At 64.6% G+C, this 14,628-nt stretch carries 15 protein-coding genes; 3 read left to right on the top strand and 12 right to left on the bottom strand.

What is annotated here, in order from left to right:
- Positions 1–225: 225 nt before the first annotated feature.
- The 9 genes from AC0Z42_RS27620 to rpe all read right to left on the bottom strand — a co-directional run bounded on the left by AC0Z42_RS27620 (position 226) and on the right by rpe (position 9,720).
- Positions 226–1,461 (bottom strand): MFS transporter, encoded by a 1,236-nt coding sequence (locus tag AC0Z42_RS27620; RefSeq protein ID WP_485471269.1) that lies wholly within the window; start codon positions 1,459–1,461, stop codon positions 226–228.
- A complete protein-coding gene (locus AC0Z42_RS27615) occupies positions 1,458–2,708 on the bottom strand; it encodes an SLC13 family permease (protein ID WP_485471268.1) in 1,251 nt (416 codons plus the stop codon). Before AC0Z42_RS27615 ends, AC0Z42_RS27620 begins: the two co-directional genes overlap by 4 nt.
- Positions 2,709–2,732: 24 nt before the next feature.
- Positions 2,733–3,344: a hypothetical protein gene (locus AC0Z42_RS27610; protein ID WP_485471267.1), complete on the bottom strand. Its 612-nt coding sequence runs from the start codon at positions 3,342–3,344 to the stop codon at positions 2,733–2,735.
- A gap of 11 nt (positions 3,345–3,355) precedes the next feature.
- Positions 3,356–3,682 (bottom strand): hypothetical protein, encoded by a 327-nt coding sequence (locus tag AC0Z42_RS27605; RefSeq protein ID WP_485471266.1) that lies wholly within the window; start codon positions 3,680–3,682, stop codon positions 3,356–3,358.
- A gap of 172 nt (positions 3,683–3,854) precedes the next feature.
- Positions 3,855–5,216, bottom strand: coding sequence for a sigma-54-dependent transcriptional regulator (locus AC0Z42_RS27600; protein WP_485471265.1), 1,362 nt, complete (start codon positions 5,214–5,216; stop codon positions 3,855–3,857).
- Complete coding sequence (locus AC0Z42_RS27595) at positions 5,207–6,529, bottom strand: sensor histidine kinase (RefSeq protein ID WP_485471264.1); 1,323 nt, start codon at positions 6,527–6,529, stop codon at positions 5,207–5,209. Before AC0Z42_RS27595 ends, AC0Z42_RS27600 begins: the two co-directional genes overlap by 10 nt.
- Positions 6,530–6,619: 90 nt before the next feature.
- Positions 6,620–8,116 carry an anthranilate synthase component I gene (gene trpE / locus AC0Z42_RS27590; protein WP_485471263.1) on the bottom strand — a complete coding sequence of 499 codons (1,497 nt, stop codon included), beginning with the start codon at positions 8,114–8,116 and terminating at the stop codon, positions 6,620–6,622.
- Between the two features lie 237 nt (positions 8,117–8,353).
- Positions 8,354–9,046: a phosphoglycolate phosphatase gene (locus AC0Z42_RS27585; RefSeq protein ID WP_485471262.1), complete on the bottom strand. Its 693-nt coding sequence runs from the start codon at positions 9,044–9,046 to the stop codon at positions 8,354–8,356.
- Positions 9,046–9,720 carry a ribulose-phosphate 3-epimerase gene (gene rpe / locus AC0Z42_RS27580; protein ID WP_485471261.1) on the bottom strand — a complete coding sequence of 225 codons (675 nt, stop codon included), beginning with the start codon at positions 9,718–9,720 and terminating at the stop codon, positions 9,046–9,048. Before rpe ends, AC0Z42_RS27585 begins: the two co-directional genes overlap by 1 nt.
- 147 nt (positions 9,721–9,867) lie before the next feature.
- On the opposite strand from rpe, the gene apaG reads away from it, so the two are divergent.
- Positions 9,868–10,242: a Co2+/Mg2+ efflux protein ApaG gene (gene apaG, locus AC0Z42_RS27575; protein ID WP_485471338.1), complete on the top strand. Its 375-nt coding sequence runs from the start codon at positions 9,868–9,870 to the stop codon at positions 10,240–10,242.
- Between the two features lie 6 nt (positions 10,243–10,248).
- Here apaG and AC0Z42_RS27570 read toward each other — a convergent pair whose 3' ends face one another.
- On the bottom strand, positions 10,249–10,395 hold the full coding sequence (locus AC0Z42_RS27570; RefSeq protein ID WP_485471260.1) for a hypothetical protein: 147 nt from the start codon (positions 10,393–10,395) through the stop codon (positions 10,249–10,251).
- A 10-nt stretch (positions 10,396–10,405) separates the two neighbouring features.
- On the opposite strand from AC0Z42_RS27570, the gene mltA reads away from it, so the two are divergent.
- Positions 10,406–11,644, top strand: a complete 1,239-nt coding sequence (gene mltA, locus AC0Z42_RS27565) for a murein transglycosylase A (RefSeq protein ID WP_485471259.1) — start codon at positions 10,406–10,408, stop codon at positions 11,642–11,644.
- 1 nt (position 11,645) lies between these two features.
- Here mltA and AC0Z42_RS27560 read toward each other — a convergent pair whose 3' ends face one another.
- Together AC0Z42_RS27560 and AC0Z42_RS27555 are read right to left on the bottom strand one after the other, a co-directional pair.
- On the bottom strand, positions 11,646–12,083 hold the full coding sequence (locus tag AC0Z42_RS27560) for a universal stress protein (protein WP_485471258.1): 438 nt from the start codon (positions 12,081–12,083) through the stop codon (positions 11,646–11,648).
- 134 nt (positions 12,084–12,217) lie between these two features.
- Entirely contained in the window at positions 12,218–13,453 is a 1,236-nt protein-coding gene (locus AC0Z42_RS27555; RefSeq protein WP_485471337.1) for an MFS transporter, read from the bottom strand.
- A 146-nt stretch (positions 13,454–13,599) separates the two neighbouring features.
- Between AC0Z42_RS27555 and AC0Z42_RS27550 the strand changes: the two genes are divergently transcribed.
- Positions 13,600–14,376: an enoyl-CoA hydratase gene (locus AC0Z42_RS27550; RefSeq protein WP_485471257.1), complete on the top strand. Its 777-nt coding sequence runs from the start codon at positions 13,600–13,602 to the stop codon at positions 14,374–14,376.
- The last annotated feature ends 252 nt before the right edge of the window (positions 14,377–14,628 follow it).

Genomic DNA, 14,628 nt, shown 5'->3' with positions numbered 1-14,628 from the left:
ATTGGTGACTGGTTTTCCGCGCACGGCCGCAAACTTTCCAGTTCGGCAGCGTTGTGACACAGTTTGTTTTTGCTGCCCGCGCAGTTTGCACGAGCGATAGGGGGAGTTGTGGTCAGGCTTGACGCCAGCACCAGCAAGGGAAGGACAGGAAGCGGATGGAGAATTGTTGCATGGCCTAATATTACACCAATATCCGGCCATGCAGTGCGGGTGCGCAAGCGATTTTTATCGGGGCGCATCTGGCCGGGCCGGGCGCAGCGCCGGCAGCAGGGCGGCCAGCGCCACCAGCGCCATCGCGCCGTGCAGCAGGTAGGTGACGCTGTAGCCATAGTGCGTGACCAGGTAGCCGGCCACCATATTGCTCGATGCCGCGCCCACGCCTTGCACCACCATTACCGCCGCCAGCGCCAGGTTGAAGTGACCGCTGCCGCGCGTCAGGCGCTCGACCAGGAACGGCGTCAGAATACCGAGCAGGCCCACGCCCAGGCCATCGAGCAGCTGCACCGGATAGATCATGCCGAAGCTTGAAAACGCCCAGGCGATCACGCCGCGCAGGGGCAGGGTCAGCATGGCCAGCACCGCCGCCATGCGTACCCGGTCGCGGCGGATGATGAAGGGCGCGGCCACGGCCGCCGCCAGTGCCGCCGTCTGCGAGACCATGGTGATGATCGCCGTGGTCTCGAAAGGACGCTGCATTTGCAGGGCAAACTGCTGCGAGATCAAACGCGCCAGCGGGGCGTTGCCGAAGTGAAACAGCAGCAAGGCCACGCTCAATAGCAGCAGCGGGCGATTGTGGACCAGCACGCGCCAGGTCGAGGCCGGGAGATGTTCACCGCGCTCGCCGCCGCGCGCCGCTACATGGTCGATGGCGTGGGGATCGATGGCCAGCGTGGCCGCCACCGTGGCGATGGTGGTGGCGACCATCAGCGCGGCCACGCCTGGCAGGCCGAACCAGGCGCTGGCGCCCCAGGTGGCGCCCAGCAGCACCATATTGCCGCCATGGTTGTACGCTTCGTTCCTGCCCAGCTGTTCGCCGAAACGCTTTGGTCCCACCAGGCCCAGGGTGATGCCGGACAATGCCGGCATGATCAGCACGCCGGCCAGCGCGGCCAGGGTCTGCGTCGAGAACACCACGGCGCGCCCGGGAAAGGCGATACACAGCATGCTCATTACCGTGATCAATGTGACGGGCGCGATGATCATCAATCGCTTGTGGCGGCTGCGGTCGGCCAGCGCGCCGGCCGGCATGCCGGCGGCCAGTCCCAGCACGCCGCCGATGGTGGCCAGCAGGCCCAGGTCCATCGGCCGCCAGCCCTGCGTGGTCAGATAGGCGTCGAGGAAGGGCCCCAGGCCATCGCGCGAATCGGCCAGGAAGAAATTCAGCACCGCCAGCGCCATCAGCTTGCCGCCCAGCGGCGTGGGCACGGATGCCGCCCGGTCCAGCGTGCCCGGCGCGTTCATGACTGCGCCCACAGCAGCAGCAGGGCCGCCAGCAGGCTGGCCGGCATCACCAGCGCACCCAGTTTCAAAAAGGTCCAGGCGCCGACCTGCACGCCTTCGCGCTTGAGGGTCGTCAGCCACAGCAGGGTAGCCAGCGATCCGCTGACCGACAGGTTCGGCCCCAGGTCGATGCCGATCATGGCCGCCGCGCGCAGCGGGGCGGGTGCCGCCACATGGTCCAGCGTCGCGGCACCAAGCAGGCCGGCCGGCAGGTTGTTGAACAGATTGCAGGCGAAGGCCAGCACCACGCCGATCACGCTGTCGGCCATGGCCGGCGCCTGCGCCTGCAGCATGTGCAGCTGGCTGGCCAGGATGGCCACCACGCCATGCTGCTGCAGCGCCTGGATCAGCACGAACAGGCCGGCCACCATCAGCAGCACATCCCACGATACGGCGCGCAGCAGCGCCAGCGGCGAGCTGCGTGCGACCAGGCAGGTCAGCAGCATCGCCAGCGCGGCGGCGGCCAGCGTGACGGCGCCCAGCTCCATGCCGCGCGCCGAGGTCCAGCCCAGCAGCAGTGCCGTGCCGGCCAGCGCGGTGATGGTCAAACGCCCGGCCGGCGCCAGGCGCGGCACCTCGACGTCGGTACGGATGGCAACATCAAAGGTGGCGCGCAGCCGCAGGTGCAGCACCAGGTAAGTGGCCACGATGGCGCCCAAGGACGGCAGCAAGAACAGCATCAGCCAGTTGCCCAGGCTGGGCATGTGCGCGCCGAACATCACCAGGTTGGCGGGATTCGATACCGGCAGCACGAAGCTGGCCGCATTGGCGACAAACGCGCACACCAGCAGGTAGGGCAGCGGCGGCGCATCGACCGCGCGCGCCACCGCATACACGGCGGGCGTGAGCACCACGGCGGTGGCGTCATTCGACAGGAACACGGTGACCAGGGTGCCGGCCAGGTAAATCAGCAAGAACAGACGGCTGCCCGAGCCGCCGGCCGCGCGCGCGGCGTGCGCCGCCAGCCAGTCGAAGACGCCATGGCGCCGGCCCATTTCGGCCAGCAGCATCATGCCGCCCAAAAACAGATACACATCGACGCCGCGCGCCGCGCCCACCAGCACATCGTGTGGCACGATCAGGCGCAGCAGCAACAGCGCCGCCACCGCCAGGCTGGCCCACAGGGCTTCCGGCAGGCCGCCCGGGCGCAGCACGATGCCGGCCATGGTCAGGCCGGTAATCATCCACAATAAAATTTCAGTCGACATGCGTAGTACGCTCCGGGCGTTGGTTCAGGGTAGGGGTGGTGGTGCATGTATCGCCGCGCGGGCCTGTTCCAGGTCGGCGCCTACTGCCACCGCTTCGAGCGCCGGGCCCCAGCTGCTGCGCGTGCCGATGCCGATTGCCGCGAATGGCTGCTGGCGCGCCAGCGGTATCCGGATCAGGTCGGGGCGGAAATACACCACCGCGCCCTGGTCGAGGATCACCGCATTGGCTTCGCCGCGCGGTCCGCGCAGCACCAGGTCGACGGTGCCGACTACCTCGATGCGTTCGAGCGCCGCCAGTGGACGGTTGGTGGGTGGTGATGGCGGCACTGGCGGCATGTCGGCCACCGTTTTGCGCGTCGTCAGATTGACCAGGCTCGTCGCGCGCAGTACGCCATCGGCGCCGCCATGCCCGCTTAGCTGCACCTGGTCGCCGACCGTGGTCGACTCGAAATAGCGCTGGGCCAGGTGCGGCGCAAACAGGGCCAGCGTGCCATTGTCCAGGCGCAGGCCATTGACCTCGCCGTAGGGCGTGGTCAGGTAGCGCGCCACCACGCCCTCGGCGCCAGGTGGTGCCTGGGCGAAGGCGACACCCGTCAAGGCAAGGAGCGCCGCCAGCATGGCTGCATGCAGTTTCATCGAGCCCGCTCTTACAGCTGGATGCTGCCGGCAGGTGGCGGAGGTGGTGGCGGTGGTGCTTCACCTGCCGGTGGGGCTGGCGGCGGTGGTGGTGGCGTATCGGTGCCCGGTGCCGGTGGGCGTGGTGCCCGTGGCTTGCGCGCCGGCGGTTTTGGCGGCGGAGGCATGTCCGCACCGGGCGCCGGTGGTGGCGGCAGCGCGCGGTCTGCCGGTGGTGGTGGTGGCTCGGCTTGCGCCAGGGTCACGGGACGCACCGGCACGGCCGCCGAGAAGGCGCTGGCGGACAGGGTCGACAGGGCAAATGCAAGCACCATCATGGAAGGTTTGAGTACGGTCATGGCTAACTCCTTTGTTCGGATTGAAAGGGTGGTAGCCATGACTATGCAGATTGTGTGCCAGCGCCACAGGCCGCTATTTTGCATGCCTGATGTGCTTGTTGACAGGGGTGGTGTCCGGCTTTGTGACAGTCTGCTGTCACCGTGGCGGACAGCTGTCCGTCTGGCATGCAGCTTATTGCAGGCCGTGCTGGTCCAGCTTGCGGTACAGCTGCTGGCGCGACAGGCCGAGCCGACGTGCGGCCTGGCTGCGGTTACCGGCGCAAGCTTCCAGCGCGCGCAACAGCATCACCACTTCGAGGCGCGCCACGGCGGCGTCGAGCGGGCCGTCCCAGTCGATATCGTTGGCTTTGGCGGTGGTGGTGGCGGTCTGCTGATGTGGGGTGCGTGCGGCGTTCAGGCCCAGGTGTCCCACTTCGATCAGCTCGCCTTCGCTGAGCGCCATCGCGCGCTGCATGGTGTTGCGCAGTTCGCGCACATTGCCCGGCCATGCATGCGCCCGCAGCGCGGCCAGCGCGGCGCCAGACAGGCGCTTGGCGCGACCACTGGCGCCCTGCTGCAAAAAGTGCGCCGCCAGCAGGTCGATATCTTCCGGGCGTTCGCGCAGCGGCGGCAGATGGATGGTGATCACCTGCAGGCGGTACCAGAGATCGGCGCGAAATGCGCCGGCCGCTACGTCGGCCTCGAGGTCGCGGTGGGTGGCGGCGACGATGCGCAGGTCGACCGGCAGCGCATGGCGTCCACCGAGCGGGGTCACTTCCCGTTCCTGCAGCACGCGCAGGATCTTGGCCTGGGTCGGCAACGCCATGTCGCCGATCTCATCGAGAAACAGGGTGCCGCCATCGGCTTCGCGAAAACGCCCGGCGCGGTCGGCCGTGGCGCCGGAAAACGCGCCTTTGACATGGCCGAACAATTCGCTTTCCAGCAGGTCGGCCGGAATCGCCGCGCAGTTGACGGCGACGAAAGGGCCGGCGTGCCTGGCGCTGTTGGCGTGCAGCGCCTGCGCCACCAGTTCCTTGCCGGTGCCGGTTTCGCCCAGCACCAACACCGAATTGTCGCTGTCGGCCACCAGGCCGATGCGCTTGAAGATGGCGCGCATCACTTCGCTGTTGCTGAGCATCTGTTCGCCGGCCTGGCTGGCATCGGCCTTGGTAGCGGTCTCGCCATTGTCATTCTCGCTGGCGCGCAGCGCGCGCACCAGGGTCTGCGCCAGGGTCTCGCGGCCGATCGGTTTGGTCAGATGGTCGAACGCGCCCAGGCGCATCGCCTCGATGGTATTCGAGCCGACCGCATAGGCGGTCAGCATGATGCACGGCACGCCGGGCGCCAGGCCCGGCGCCGCGCGCAGGAAGGCCAGGCCGTCGTCGCCGGGCAGGCGCAGGTCGACAATCGCCAGGTCGATGCCGCCCGCTTCAAGCCGCCGCAGTCCGGCCTCGCAGCTGGCGGCCTGGCTGACCTGGTAGCCCAGGTCGCAGAGCGCCTCGGCCAGGGTGTCGCGAAAAGCGGTGTCGTCGTCGACGATCAGTATCATGGCCATGGCAGCTCCAGCACGATGCGGGTTCCTTGAGTGTGGGTTGGATCCAGCGCGACGCTGCCGCCATGCGCCTGCACCACTTCGCGCACCACGGCCAGGCCCAGCCCCGTGCCGCCGACACGGCCGGTGACGAGCGGATCGAACAGCGTGGCGCGCAGCGGTGGCGGCACGCCGCTGCCGTCGTCGCTGACCGACAGCCGCAGGCTGGTCTCGCCACGCGCCGCGCCCAGTGTGATATGGCCGCCGGCGTGCGCATGCGCCAGCGCGTTGAGCAGCAGGTTGTCGATCACGCGCTGCATGTGTGCCGGGTCGAACAGGGCGATGTCACGCGTGGCCTCGTCAAGCCCTGTTTCGACATCGAGCGTCAGCGTCACCTTCATTTCATCGGCCGCTTCGGCGTGCGCCAGGCGGCACTGTTCCAGCCAGCCGGCCAGCGCCACCGGTTCGCGCCGGGGATGGAACGACTGCGTCAGCGCCAGCAGGCTCGATACCAGCGTTTCCAGGCGCTGCACCTGGCCCAGCGTGGTTTGCAAGGCGGCCTCCATGCGCTCCTGGCGCTTGGCCGGCGGCGCGGCCAGGGCGTTTTCGGCCTTCATGCGGATGGTGCCGAGGGGATTGCGGATTTCATGGGCCAGGCCGGCGGCCAGGCCGCCCAGGGCCGCCATGCGTTCGCTGGCCACCAGCAGTTCGGACAGGCGCTGCGCCTCGCGGCCCCAGCGCATCAGCAAAAAGGCAAACCAGGCGCCGGCCATGACCAGTGAGCCGAGCAGCAGGCTGACGGCCAGGATCAGGTGATTGAGGGCGCTGTCGGCAATGGTGGCCACGCGCGTCATGGTCCACCCAGCCAGGTTCTTCGATAGTGGGCAGGCGGTATAGACCACCGCTTCGCGCAGGCCTGGCCGCACTTCGTCGACGCCGGCGCCCACCGCCAGGGTGCGCCTGGCCACGGCGGCGATGCGCGGCAGTTCGGCCGCCGGCGCATCGTCCTTGACGCCGCTGCCGTCATACGTGGGGAAAGCATAGGCAAACACGCCGCGTTCCATGGTCCACAGGCCGCCTTCAAAACCGGCGTCCTCGCGCAGGGCCATGTCGACCACGGCGCGTTCGACCGCCTCGCCCATCGCGCCGCCGGTGTCATTGAGTGTCATCTTGCCGCTGCCGGCGCGCATGATCTGGCAGATGGCGGCAGCGCGGGTGCGCGCCGCAACGATCTGCGCGTCGGCGCCTTGCCGTCCCAGCTGCAGCAGCAGCCAGATCAGCAGCGCGACCATGGCCGCGATGGCGGCCCATGACCACAGCAGGTCGCGTTTCAACATTGCGCTCAACGCCACGTGCTATCCCCTGGTCGGTGTCGGTTCAGGCGCGCGTGGCCACGGTGCGGGCCGCTTCAGGGGCCGGGACGGGAATCAGAATTCTCCGTCCAGCCCATCTTGCACCTGTTCGGCGGCGCGCAATACGGCGCGTGCCTTGTTTTCGGTTTCCTGCCATTCCATTTCGGGAATCGAGTCGGCCACGATGCCGGCGGCCGCCTGCACGTACAGCATGCCGTCCTTGATCACGCCGGTGCGAATTGCGATCGCCACGTCCATTTCGCCGCCAAACGACAGGTAGCCGCAGGCGCCGCCATAGATGCCGCGCTTGGTGATTTCCAGTTCGTCGATCACTTCCATGGCGCGCACTTTCGGCGCGCCGGTCAGGGTGCCGGCCGGGAAGGTGGCGCGCAGCACGTCGAGGTTCGACAAGCCATCTTTCAGAGTGCCTTCGACGTTCGAGACGATGTGCTGCACATGCGAGTATTTTTCGATCACCATGCGGTCGGTGACCTGCACGCTGCCGGTGGTGGCGATGCGGCCGATGTCGTTGCGCGCCAGGTCGATCAGCATCACGTGTTCGGCGATCTCTTTCGGGTCGGCCAGCAGTTCGGCGGACAGTTCCGCGTCGCGTTCCGGCGTGGCGCCGCGCGGACGGGTGCCGGCGATCGGGCGCAGGGTGACTTTCTTGCCGCCGTCCGGCGTGTTTTCATTGCGCACCAGGATCTCGGGCGAGGCGCCGATGATCTGCATGTCGCCGAAGTTATAGAAGTACATATACGGCGACGGGTTCAGCGAACGCAGCGCGCGGTACAGGGTCAACGGCGAATCGACATAGGGCTTGCGGATGCGCTGGCCGATCTGCACCTGCATCAGGTCGCCGGCCATCACGTATTCATGCGCCCTGGCGACGGCCTTCAGGTAGTCTTCCTTGGAAAAATCGCGGATCGTTTCGGTGCGCACCGAGCTGCTGGTGACCGGTGCGTCGATGCCGCGGCGCAGCATCATGCGCAGGTCTTTCAGGCGCTGGCGCGCCTTGGAAAACGACTCGGGCGCGGTGGTGTCGGCATACACGATCAAGTACAGTTTGCCGGACAGGTTGTCGATCACGGCCAGTTCTTCGGTCACCATCAGCTGGATATCGGGCAGGCCCAGATCATCCCTGGGCGCGCCGCCAGCGAGTTTTTTCTCGATATGGCGCACCGTGTCGTAGCCGAAGTAGCCGGCCAGGCCGCCGCAGAAACGCGGCATGCCCGGGCGCAGCGCGACCTTGAAACGCGACTGGTACTGTTCGATGAAGTCGAGCGGATTGCCTTCGTGCTCTTCGATCACTGTGCCGTTCTTGACGATTTCGGTGCGGCTGCCAAAGGTGCGCAGCACGGTGGTGGCGGGCAGGCCGATAAACGAAAAGCGGCCAAAGCGTTCGCCGCCAACCACCGATTCAAGCAGAAAGGTGTTCTTGCCGCCCTGCTGGGTTTGCGCCAGTTTCAGGTACAAGGTGAGCGGGGTTTCCAGGTCGGCGAATGCTTCGGCGATCAGGGGGATGCGGTTGTAGCCTTGCTGGGCCAGCGATTTAAATTCGAGTTCGGTCATGTTTCTCTCCATGCCGCCAGCATAACAGTGTGCAGTGTGCGTTGAGCACACCGTAGCTTGCGGTGAGTTATCAAAAAACCTGCCGCATGCGTGGTGCATGCGGCAGCAATCAGTGACGGCTTGGCCTCAGGCCTGCCAGGATTGCCAGCGTCGCCAGAGCCAGGCCTCAATCGAGCCGGTTTCGGTGACGTTGTGTTTTTTGATGAGAAACGTGTTCACGATAAGTGTGGTGTAGGGTCAGTTTTGCGCGCGTATCAGCTGCGCCGCGTCGAGTAGCGTATTTACTATACCATCGGAGTCGGTCTCGTGTATAGAGTGTCCGTGGTTGTAGCCATAGGGTACCGTCAGCACCGGGCAACCCGCAGCGCGAGCCGCTTGCGCGTCATTCGACGAGTCGCCGATGGCCACCACTTTGGCCGGCGCCAGGTCGAAATCCGCACACACCTGCAGCAAGGGCAGCGGGTCCGGTTTTTTCCTTGCCAGCGAGTCGCCGCCATAGACGATCTCGAAATAACCATCGAGGTTTTTCAGTTTCAGCAGCGGCAGGGCAAACGCGATCGGCTTGTTGGTGACGCAGGCCAGGCGCAGGCCGGCCGCCTTCATCGCCGCCAGACCTGCTTCCACATCCGGATACAGGGTGCTGTACTGGCCATTGATGGCCAGATAGTGGCGCTGGTAGCCGTCCATCGCTTGCTCGAAACGCTGTTGCACGCCGGCCGCATCGAAGTCGAGCGCCAGCACCGTGCGGATCAGGTTTTCCGAGCCCTTGCCGATCATCAGCGAGATCGCCTCGGCGCGGATGGGTGGCAGCTTGAATTCGGCGCGCATGCCGTTGATGGCGACATGGAAATCGGGCACGGTGTCGAGCATCGTGCCATCGAGGTCGATAATCGCGGCGCGCACGCCGGCCAGCACTGGATGCGTCACCATCAGTTGCCCACGGTCTTGGCCAATTCCACGCGCATGGCGTCGATCACTGCTTTATAGTCAGGCTTGCCGAAGATGGCCGAGCCGGCCACAAAGGTGTCGGCGCCGGCGGCTGCGGCTGCGGCGATATTGTCGATCTTGATGCCGCCGTCGACTTCGAGCATGATGTCGCGGCCCGATTCATCGATCATGCGGCGCGCTTCGGCGATTTTCTTCAGCGCTTGTGGAATGAAGGACTGGCCGCCGAAGCCGGGATTGACCGACATGATCAGGATGATGTCGATCTTGTCCATCACGTGTTCCAGGTAGTGCAGGGGCGTGCCGGGGTTGAATACCAGGCCGGCCTTGCAGCCGTTGTCGCGGATCAGCTGCAGCGAGCGGTCCAGGTGTTCCGACGCTTCCGGGTGGAAGGTGATGATGTTCGCACCGGCTTTGGCGAAATCCGGGATAATGCGATCGACAGGCTTGACCATCAGGTGCACGTCGATGGGCACTTGCACATGCGGGCGGATGGCTTCGCACACCAATGGCCCGATCGTCAGGTTCGGCACATAATGGTTATCCATCACGTCGAAGTGAATGATGTCGGCGCCGGCGGTGACGACGTTGCGCACTTCCTCGCCCAGGCGGGCGAAGTCGGCGGACAGGATGCTGGGAGCGATGCGAAATGTAGTCATGGTAGTAGGGCCAGAGGGTAGAAGATGCAAAGTTGCGCTATTTTACGCCCGACGCCGCTGCCATGCCTTTTGAAACACAGAATACCCTCTTGCGCGGCAGCCGGCGAGGCTGTGGCGCGACACCTCATGAACCAGACAAGGACGACGATGGCGACTTATGAATTTACGGTAACGGTCAAGACACAGTATTTGCCCGAGCAGTCGGCGCCCGAACAGGGCCGCCATGTGTTCAGTTACACCATCCGCGTGGTCAATACGGGCACGGCCGGCGCGCAGCTGATCTCGCGCCACTGGGTGATCACCGACGCCAACAACAAGGTCGAAGAAGTGCGCGGCCTGGGCGCTGTCGGCCACCAGCCGCTGCTGCAGCCGGGCGAGCAGTTCGAATACACCAGCGGCACCGTGCTGGCAACGCCGCAAGGCTCGATGCTCGGTGAATACTTCTGCGTGGCCGAGGACGGCCATCAGTTTGAAGCAAAGATTCCCGAGTTCGTGTTGTCGCTGCCGCGCACGCTGCACTAAACTGCGTTACTTCAGTTTTTCGGTGGCGTCCTTGTCGACGCCTACCTGTTTCTGCGCCGGCGGCGCGGGCTTCCTGCCCGAGTACATGGTCCACCAGACGATAAACGCCAGCAGGAAAAACGCCACCATCGCTTCCATTACCAAGATCCACATACACGCTCCCATGTCTTTACGCTTCAGTCTACTCGTTTCAAGCGCCGCCGTCGCGCTGGCTTTATCCGCCTGTACCGCCACGGCGCCGCCGACGCCCGCGCCGGCCAAGCCGCCGGCCATTACGCCATCGGTGGTCAATCCCGTGCCGGCCAAGCCGGCCGCGCCTGACGCCAAGGACGCGCAGGCGCCCACATTTGTGCCGGTCGGCTTTGCCGCCTTGCCCGGCTGGGGCCGCGACGACGTGCGCGCGGCCTGGCCCGCCTTCATGGCCTCGTGCGGCGTGCTGGTCAAGCGGCCCGACTGGAAAGAGCCTTGCACGATTGCGCGCCAGGTCAATGCCGACAGCGACAAGGCAATCCGCCAGTTCTTCGAAGCGTTTTTCGTGCCGAACCAGATAGTCGCCGCTGACGGCGCCAGTTCCGGCCTGGTGACAGGCTATTACGAACCGCTGCTGCATGGCGCGCGCAAACGCGGTGGGCCGTACCAGACGCCGCTGTACAAGGTGCCCGATGACCTGGTCACGGTCGATTTGTCCAGCGTGTATCCGGAACTGAAAAACATGCGTCTGCGCGGCAAGCTGGTGGGCAAGAAAGTGGTGCCTTACGCCACGCGCGCCGAGATCGAGCGCGCTACCTCGGTTGCCGGCAAGGAGCTGATGTGGGTCGACGACGAGGTCGAAGCGTTTTTCCTGCAAGTGCAGGGCAGCGGCAGGGTGCAGCTGACGGATACCCAGGAAGCCGTGCGCGTGGCCTATGCGGATCAAAATGGCCACCCTTACCAGTCGATCGGGCGCTACCTGGTCGACAAGGGCGAGCTGACCATGAGCCAGGCGTCGGCGCAGGGCATCAAGGCCTGGATCGCCGGCCACCCGACCCGCAAGGATGAGCTGTTCAACGCCAACCCCAGCTATGTTTTCTTCAAGGAAGAGCGCCTGCCGGATCCGAAAGTCGGGCCGAAAGGGGCGCTGGGCGTGCCACTGACGCCGCAGCGCTCGGTGGCCATCGATTCGCGCTATGTGCCGCTGGGTGCGCCCGTGTTCCTGTCGACCACGCAAGCGAACAGCGATATCCCGATGCAGCGCCTGGTGATGGCGCAGGATACGGGCGGCGCCATCCGCGGGCCGATCCGGGTCGATTATTTCTTTGGCTTTGGCGCGGAAGCGGCCGAGAACGCCGGCCGCATGAAGCAGACCGGCATGGTATGGGTGTTGTTGCCGAAGCTGGCGGCAGCCCCTGCGCCGGGTCGCTGAATTAACGCAAGACCATCACTGGCAAGTGGGTATGCGCCAGCACTTTTTGTGTTTCGCTGCCCACGAACAGTTTGTTGAGACCCTTGCGGCCATGCGAGGCCATCAGGATGATGTCGCACTGGTAGGCTTGCGCCGTATTGACGATTTCCTCATGCGGACTGGGCGACAGCGCGACCACGCCTTCGAACGCCACGTTGGCGGCGCGCGCAGCCAGGCTGATCTTGTCAATGGCGCGCTGCGCCGACTCATTCATCTGCTGCTCGTACAGGCTGGCGTCAAGCACGATGCCGCCGTCGGCCATCGGCGAAAACGGAAACGGCTGCACCACGCTGACGGCGACCAGCTTGGCCTGGTTCAGTTGGGCAAAAGCGATGGCGGTAGCGGCGGCCTGGTCGGACAGAGGCGAGCCATCGGTAGGGAAGAGTATCGTCTTGAACATAATGTGCTCCTTGGAAATAGTTGCAGCTTATGGATTTACCCGGGGGAAATCCTTGATGTAAATCAAGTCTGGCCGGCTTCGTGTTAAATAGTGTCGGCAAAGCAATCTTATACACGCTATATCGATTTCCTGCTTCAGCCGCGCACCTTGCGTAGCGGCGTGCCCCAGACCATCGCAATGGTGAGCGCGATGCTGCCTGCCGCGATGCAGGCCATGCCGCTGCGCACGCCAAAGTGCTCGGCCACCCAGCCGGCGGCCAGCGCGCCCAGCGGCGCCGTCGCCACCGTCAAAAAGCGCATGGTCGAGGTCATGCGTCCCAGCATGGCGTCAGGCGTGACTTTCTGCCGCAAGCCCAGGTAGGGAATAAAGAACAGCATCACGCCGCAGTCGAAAAAGAACATCAGCACGGCATACGCCGCCGCGCTGGCGGTGGCGCTGCCTAACAGGTTGGCCGGTATCGCCGGCGTCAGAACGAAGCACAGCGAGGTCGACGCCAGGCCGATCAGGATCACCCTGCCGGCGCCATAACGGCGCGTCAGCGGCTTGACCACAATCGCGCTGACCAGCACGCCGGCGCCACCCAGCATTTGCGCCATGCCCAGCACGCCGGGACTCATGCCCAGGTTGTGTGTAGCGAACAGCACCGTCAGGGCCATGCTGGCATAAAACAAAAAGTGCCAGATACCGGCGCCCCAGGCCAGCGCGCGCAGCAGCGGTTCGCGCCAGACAAACAGCAAGCCGTCGGCGATATCGCGCAAGGGGTGGTTGAGGGACGGCTTTGGCCTTGGATCGCGCACGCTCATGGCGCGCAGGTTGAATACGGAAACCACATAGCCGCAGGCAGTGCACAGGATGGCGACCGGTGCCGACAGGGTTTGCACCAGCACGCCCGCCATGCCCGGGCCGATCAGGCGCGACGCCGATTCCGTGGCGGCAAATTTTGATTGCGCATCGATCAGGCCGTCGCGCCCGACCAGGAAAGTCAGGAACACCTGCTCGGCGCCGCCACCGACGACGAAACCGGTACCGATGATGAAACCCACTATATAGAGCCAAGGCATCGACAGCACGCCGCACCACCAGGCGAGCGCCACGCTGGCCAGCGCCAGGCCCGACATGCTTTCGCTCAGTAACATGATCGGATGCTTGCTGCGCCGGTCCAGCAGCACGCCGACGGGCAAGCCGAACAGGGCGAACGGCAGCGCCTGCAAGGCCACCAGGATGCCCATCTGTTCCGGCGTCGCATGCAGCAGCAATACCGCGCACAGGGGCAGGGCCAGCGAGGTGATCTGAGCACCAAAGCAATTGAGGCCGTTGCTGAACCATAGGCGGCGGAAATCGACGGTGGCGGCGGAACCGTCACCGCGCAGGCGGCCGATGGCGGACTGGAAGAAAGTGGAGAAAATACGGCACGCTGGAAGGTGGGTGAGAAGGTTGACAATAATAGCAGCGCGGCTGTGGTAACGCTGCCATTAGCCGCTACAATCGTCAGCACCGTTCACCCGAGGAGACACCCATGCAATACGAAGACCTGATCATCGACATCCAGGACAAAGTCGCGCTGATACGCCTGAACCGTCCGAAGGCGCTGAATGCCTTGAACGAACGCATGATGAACGAGTTGGGCGACGCATTGCTCAAGTTCGATGCTGACGAGAATATTGGCTGCATCGTGCTGACCGGCAGCGAAAAAGCGTTTGCGGCCGGCGCCGATATTGCCGCCATGGCGGACTACACCTATCCGGACACGTTTACGCAAGGCTATATCAGCCGCAACTGGGAGCATATCCTGCGCGTGCGCAAGCCGGTGGTCGGTGCGGTCGCAGGCTACGCCCTGGGCGGCGGCTGCGAGCTGGCCATGATGTGCGACTTTCTGATTGCCGCCGACAGCGCCAAATTCGGCCAGCCGGAAATCAAGGTCGGCGTCACGCCAGGCGCGGGTGGCACGCAGCGCTTGCCGCGCGCCATCGGCAAGGCCAAGGCCATGGATTTGTTGCTGACGGCGCGTACCATTGATGCGCAGGAAGCCGAGCGCATCGGGCTGGTGTCGCGCGTGGTGCCGGCCGATAAATTGCTGGAAGAAACCCTGGCGGCCGCCAAAACCATCGCCGCCATGCCGACTTCGGTTGCCATGATGATCAAGGATTGCGTCAACCGCGCATTTGAAACCACCCTGACCGATGGCGTCGCCTATGAGCGCCGGCTGTTCCAGGCAGCGTTCGGCACGCCGGCGCAGAAAGAAGGCATGCACGCATTTTTGGAAAAGCGCTTGCCAAACTTCGACGGCCTTTGATATGATTCGCCTCCTCGCAAAACGATGCACACAAAACAGCGTGTTGCACAGTAAAGCGAGAGTAGAAAAGAAGGTTGACGAAATGCTGAAAAAGCTTCATACTCTTCCTTCTTCGCAGCTGACAAACACAACGCTTTGTCGATAGCGCGAAAGTAGCACCGAATACAGTTCTTTAACAATTAACAGTCGATAAGTGTGGGCATTTGATGAAGTGCAGCAGTGATCTTCGGATCGCTGTAAAACTTAAAATAT

The sequence above is a fragment of the Janthinobacterium sp. 1L-D-8-B-C4 genome (assembly GCF_057291295.1).
This window is presented reverse-complemented; position numbering and strand designations above follow the sequence as displayed.

Excerpts from the sequence above, each read along its gene's own strand:
- AC0Z42_RS27620 (WP_485471269.1), bottom strand. The coding sequence starts at position 1,461 with ATGAACGCGCCGGGCACGCTGGACCGGGCGGCATCCGTGCCCACGCCG.
- AC0Z42_RS27615 (WP_485471268.1), bottom strand. The coding sequence starts at position 2,708 with ATGTCGACTGAAATTTTATTGTGGATGATTACCGGCCTGACCATGGCC.
- AC0Z42_RS27610 (WP_485471267.1), bottom strand. The coding sequence starts at position 3,344 with ATGAAACTGCATGCAGCCATGCTGGCGGCGCTCCTTGCCTTGACGGGT.
- AC0Z42_RS27605 (WP_485471266.1), bottom strand. The coding sequence starts at position 3,682 with ATGACCGTACTCAAACCTTCCATGATGGTGCTTGCATTTGCCCTGTCG.
- AC0Z42_RS27600 (WP_485471265.1), bottom strand. The coding sequence starts at position 5,216 with ATGGCCATGATACTGATCGTCGACGACGACACCGCTTTTCGCGACACC.
- AC0Z42_RS27595 (WP_485471264.1), bottom strand. The coding sequence starts at position 6,529 with ATGTTGAAACGCGACCTGCTGTGGTCATGGGCCGCCATCGCGGCCATG.
- trpE (WP_485471263.1), bottom strand. The coding sequence starts at position 8,116 with ATGACCGAACTCGAATTTAAATCGCTGGCCCAGCAAGGCTACAACCGC.
- AC0Z42_RS27585 (WP_485471262.1), bottom strand. The coding sequence starts at position 9,046 with ATGGTGACGCATCCAGTGCTGGCCGGCGTGCGCGCCGCGATTATCGAC.
- rpe (WP_485471261.1), bottom strand. The coding sequence starts at position 9,720 with ATGACTACATTTCGCATCGCTCCCAGCATCCTGTCCGCCGACTTCGCC.
- apaG (WP_485471338.1), top strand. The coding sequence starts at position 9,868 with ATGGCGACTTATGAATTTACGGTAACGGTCAAGACACAGTATTTGCCC.
- AC0Z42_RS27570 (WP_485471260.1), bottom strand. The coding sequence starts at position 10,395 with ATGTGGATCTTGGTAATGGAAGCGATGGTGGCGTTTTTCCTGCTGGCG.
- mltA (WP_485471259.1), top strand. The coding sequence starts at position 10,406 with ATGTCTTTACGCTTCAGTCTACTCGTTTCAAGCGCCGCCGTCGCGCTG.
- AC0Z42_RS27560 (WP_485471258.1), bottom strand. The coding sequence starts at position 12,083 with ATGTTCAAGACGATACTCTTCCCTACCGATGGCTCGCCTCTGTCCGAC.
- AC0Z42_RS27550 (WP_485471257.1), top strand. The coding sequence starts at position 13,600 with ATGCAATACGAAGACCTGATCATCGACATCCAGGACAAAGTCGCGCTG.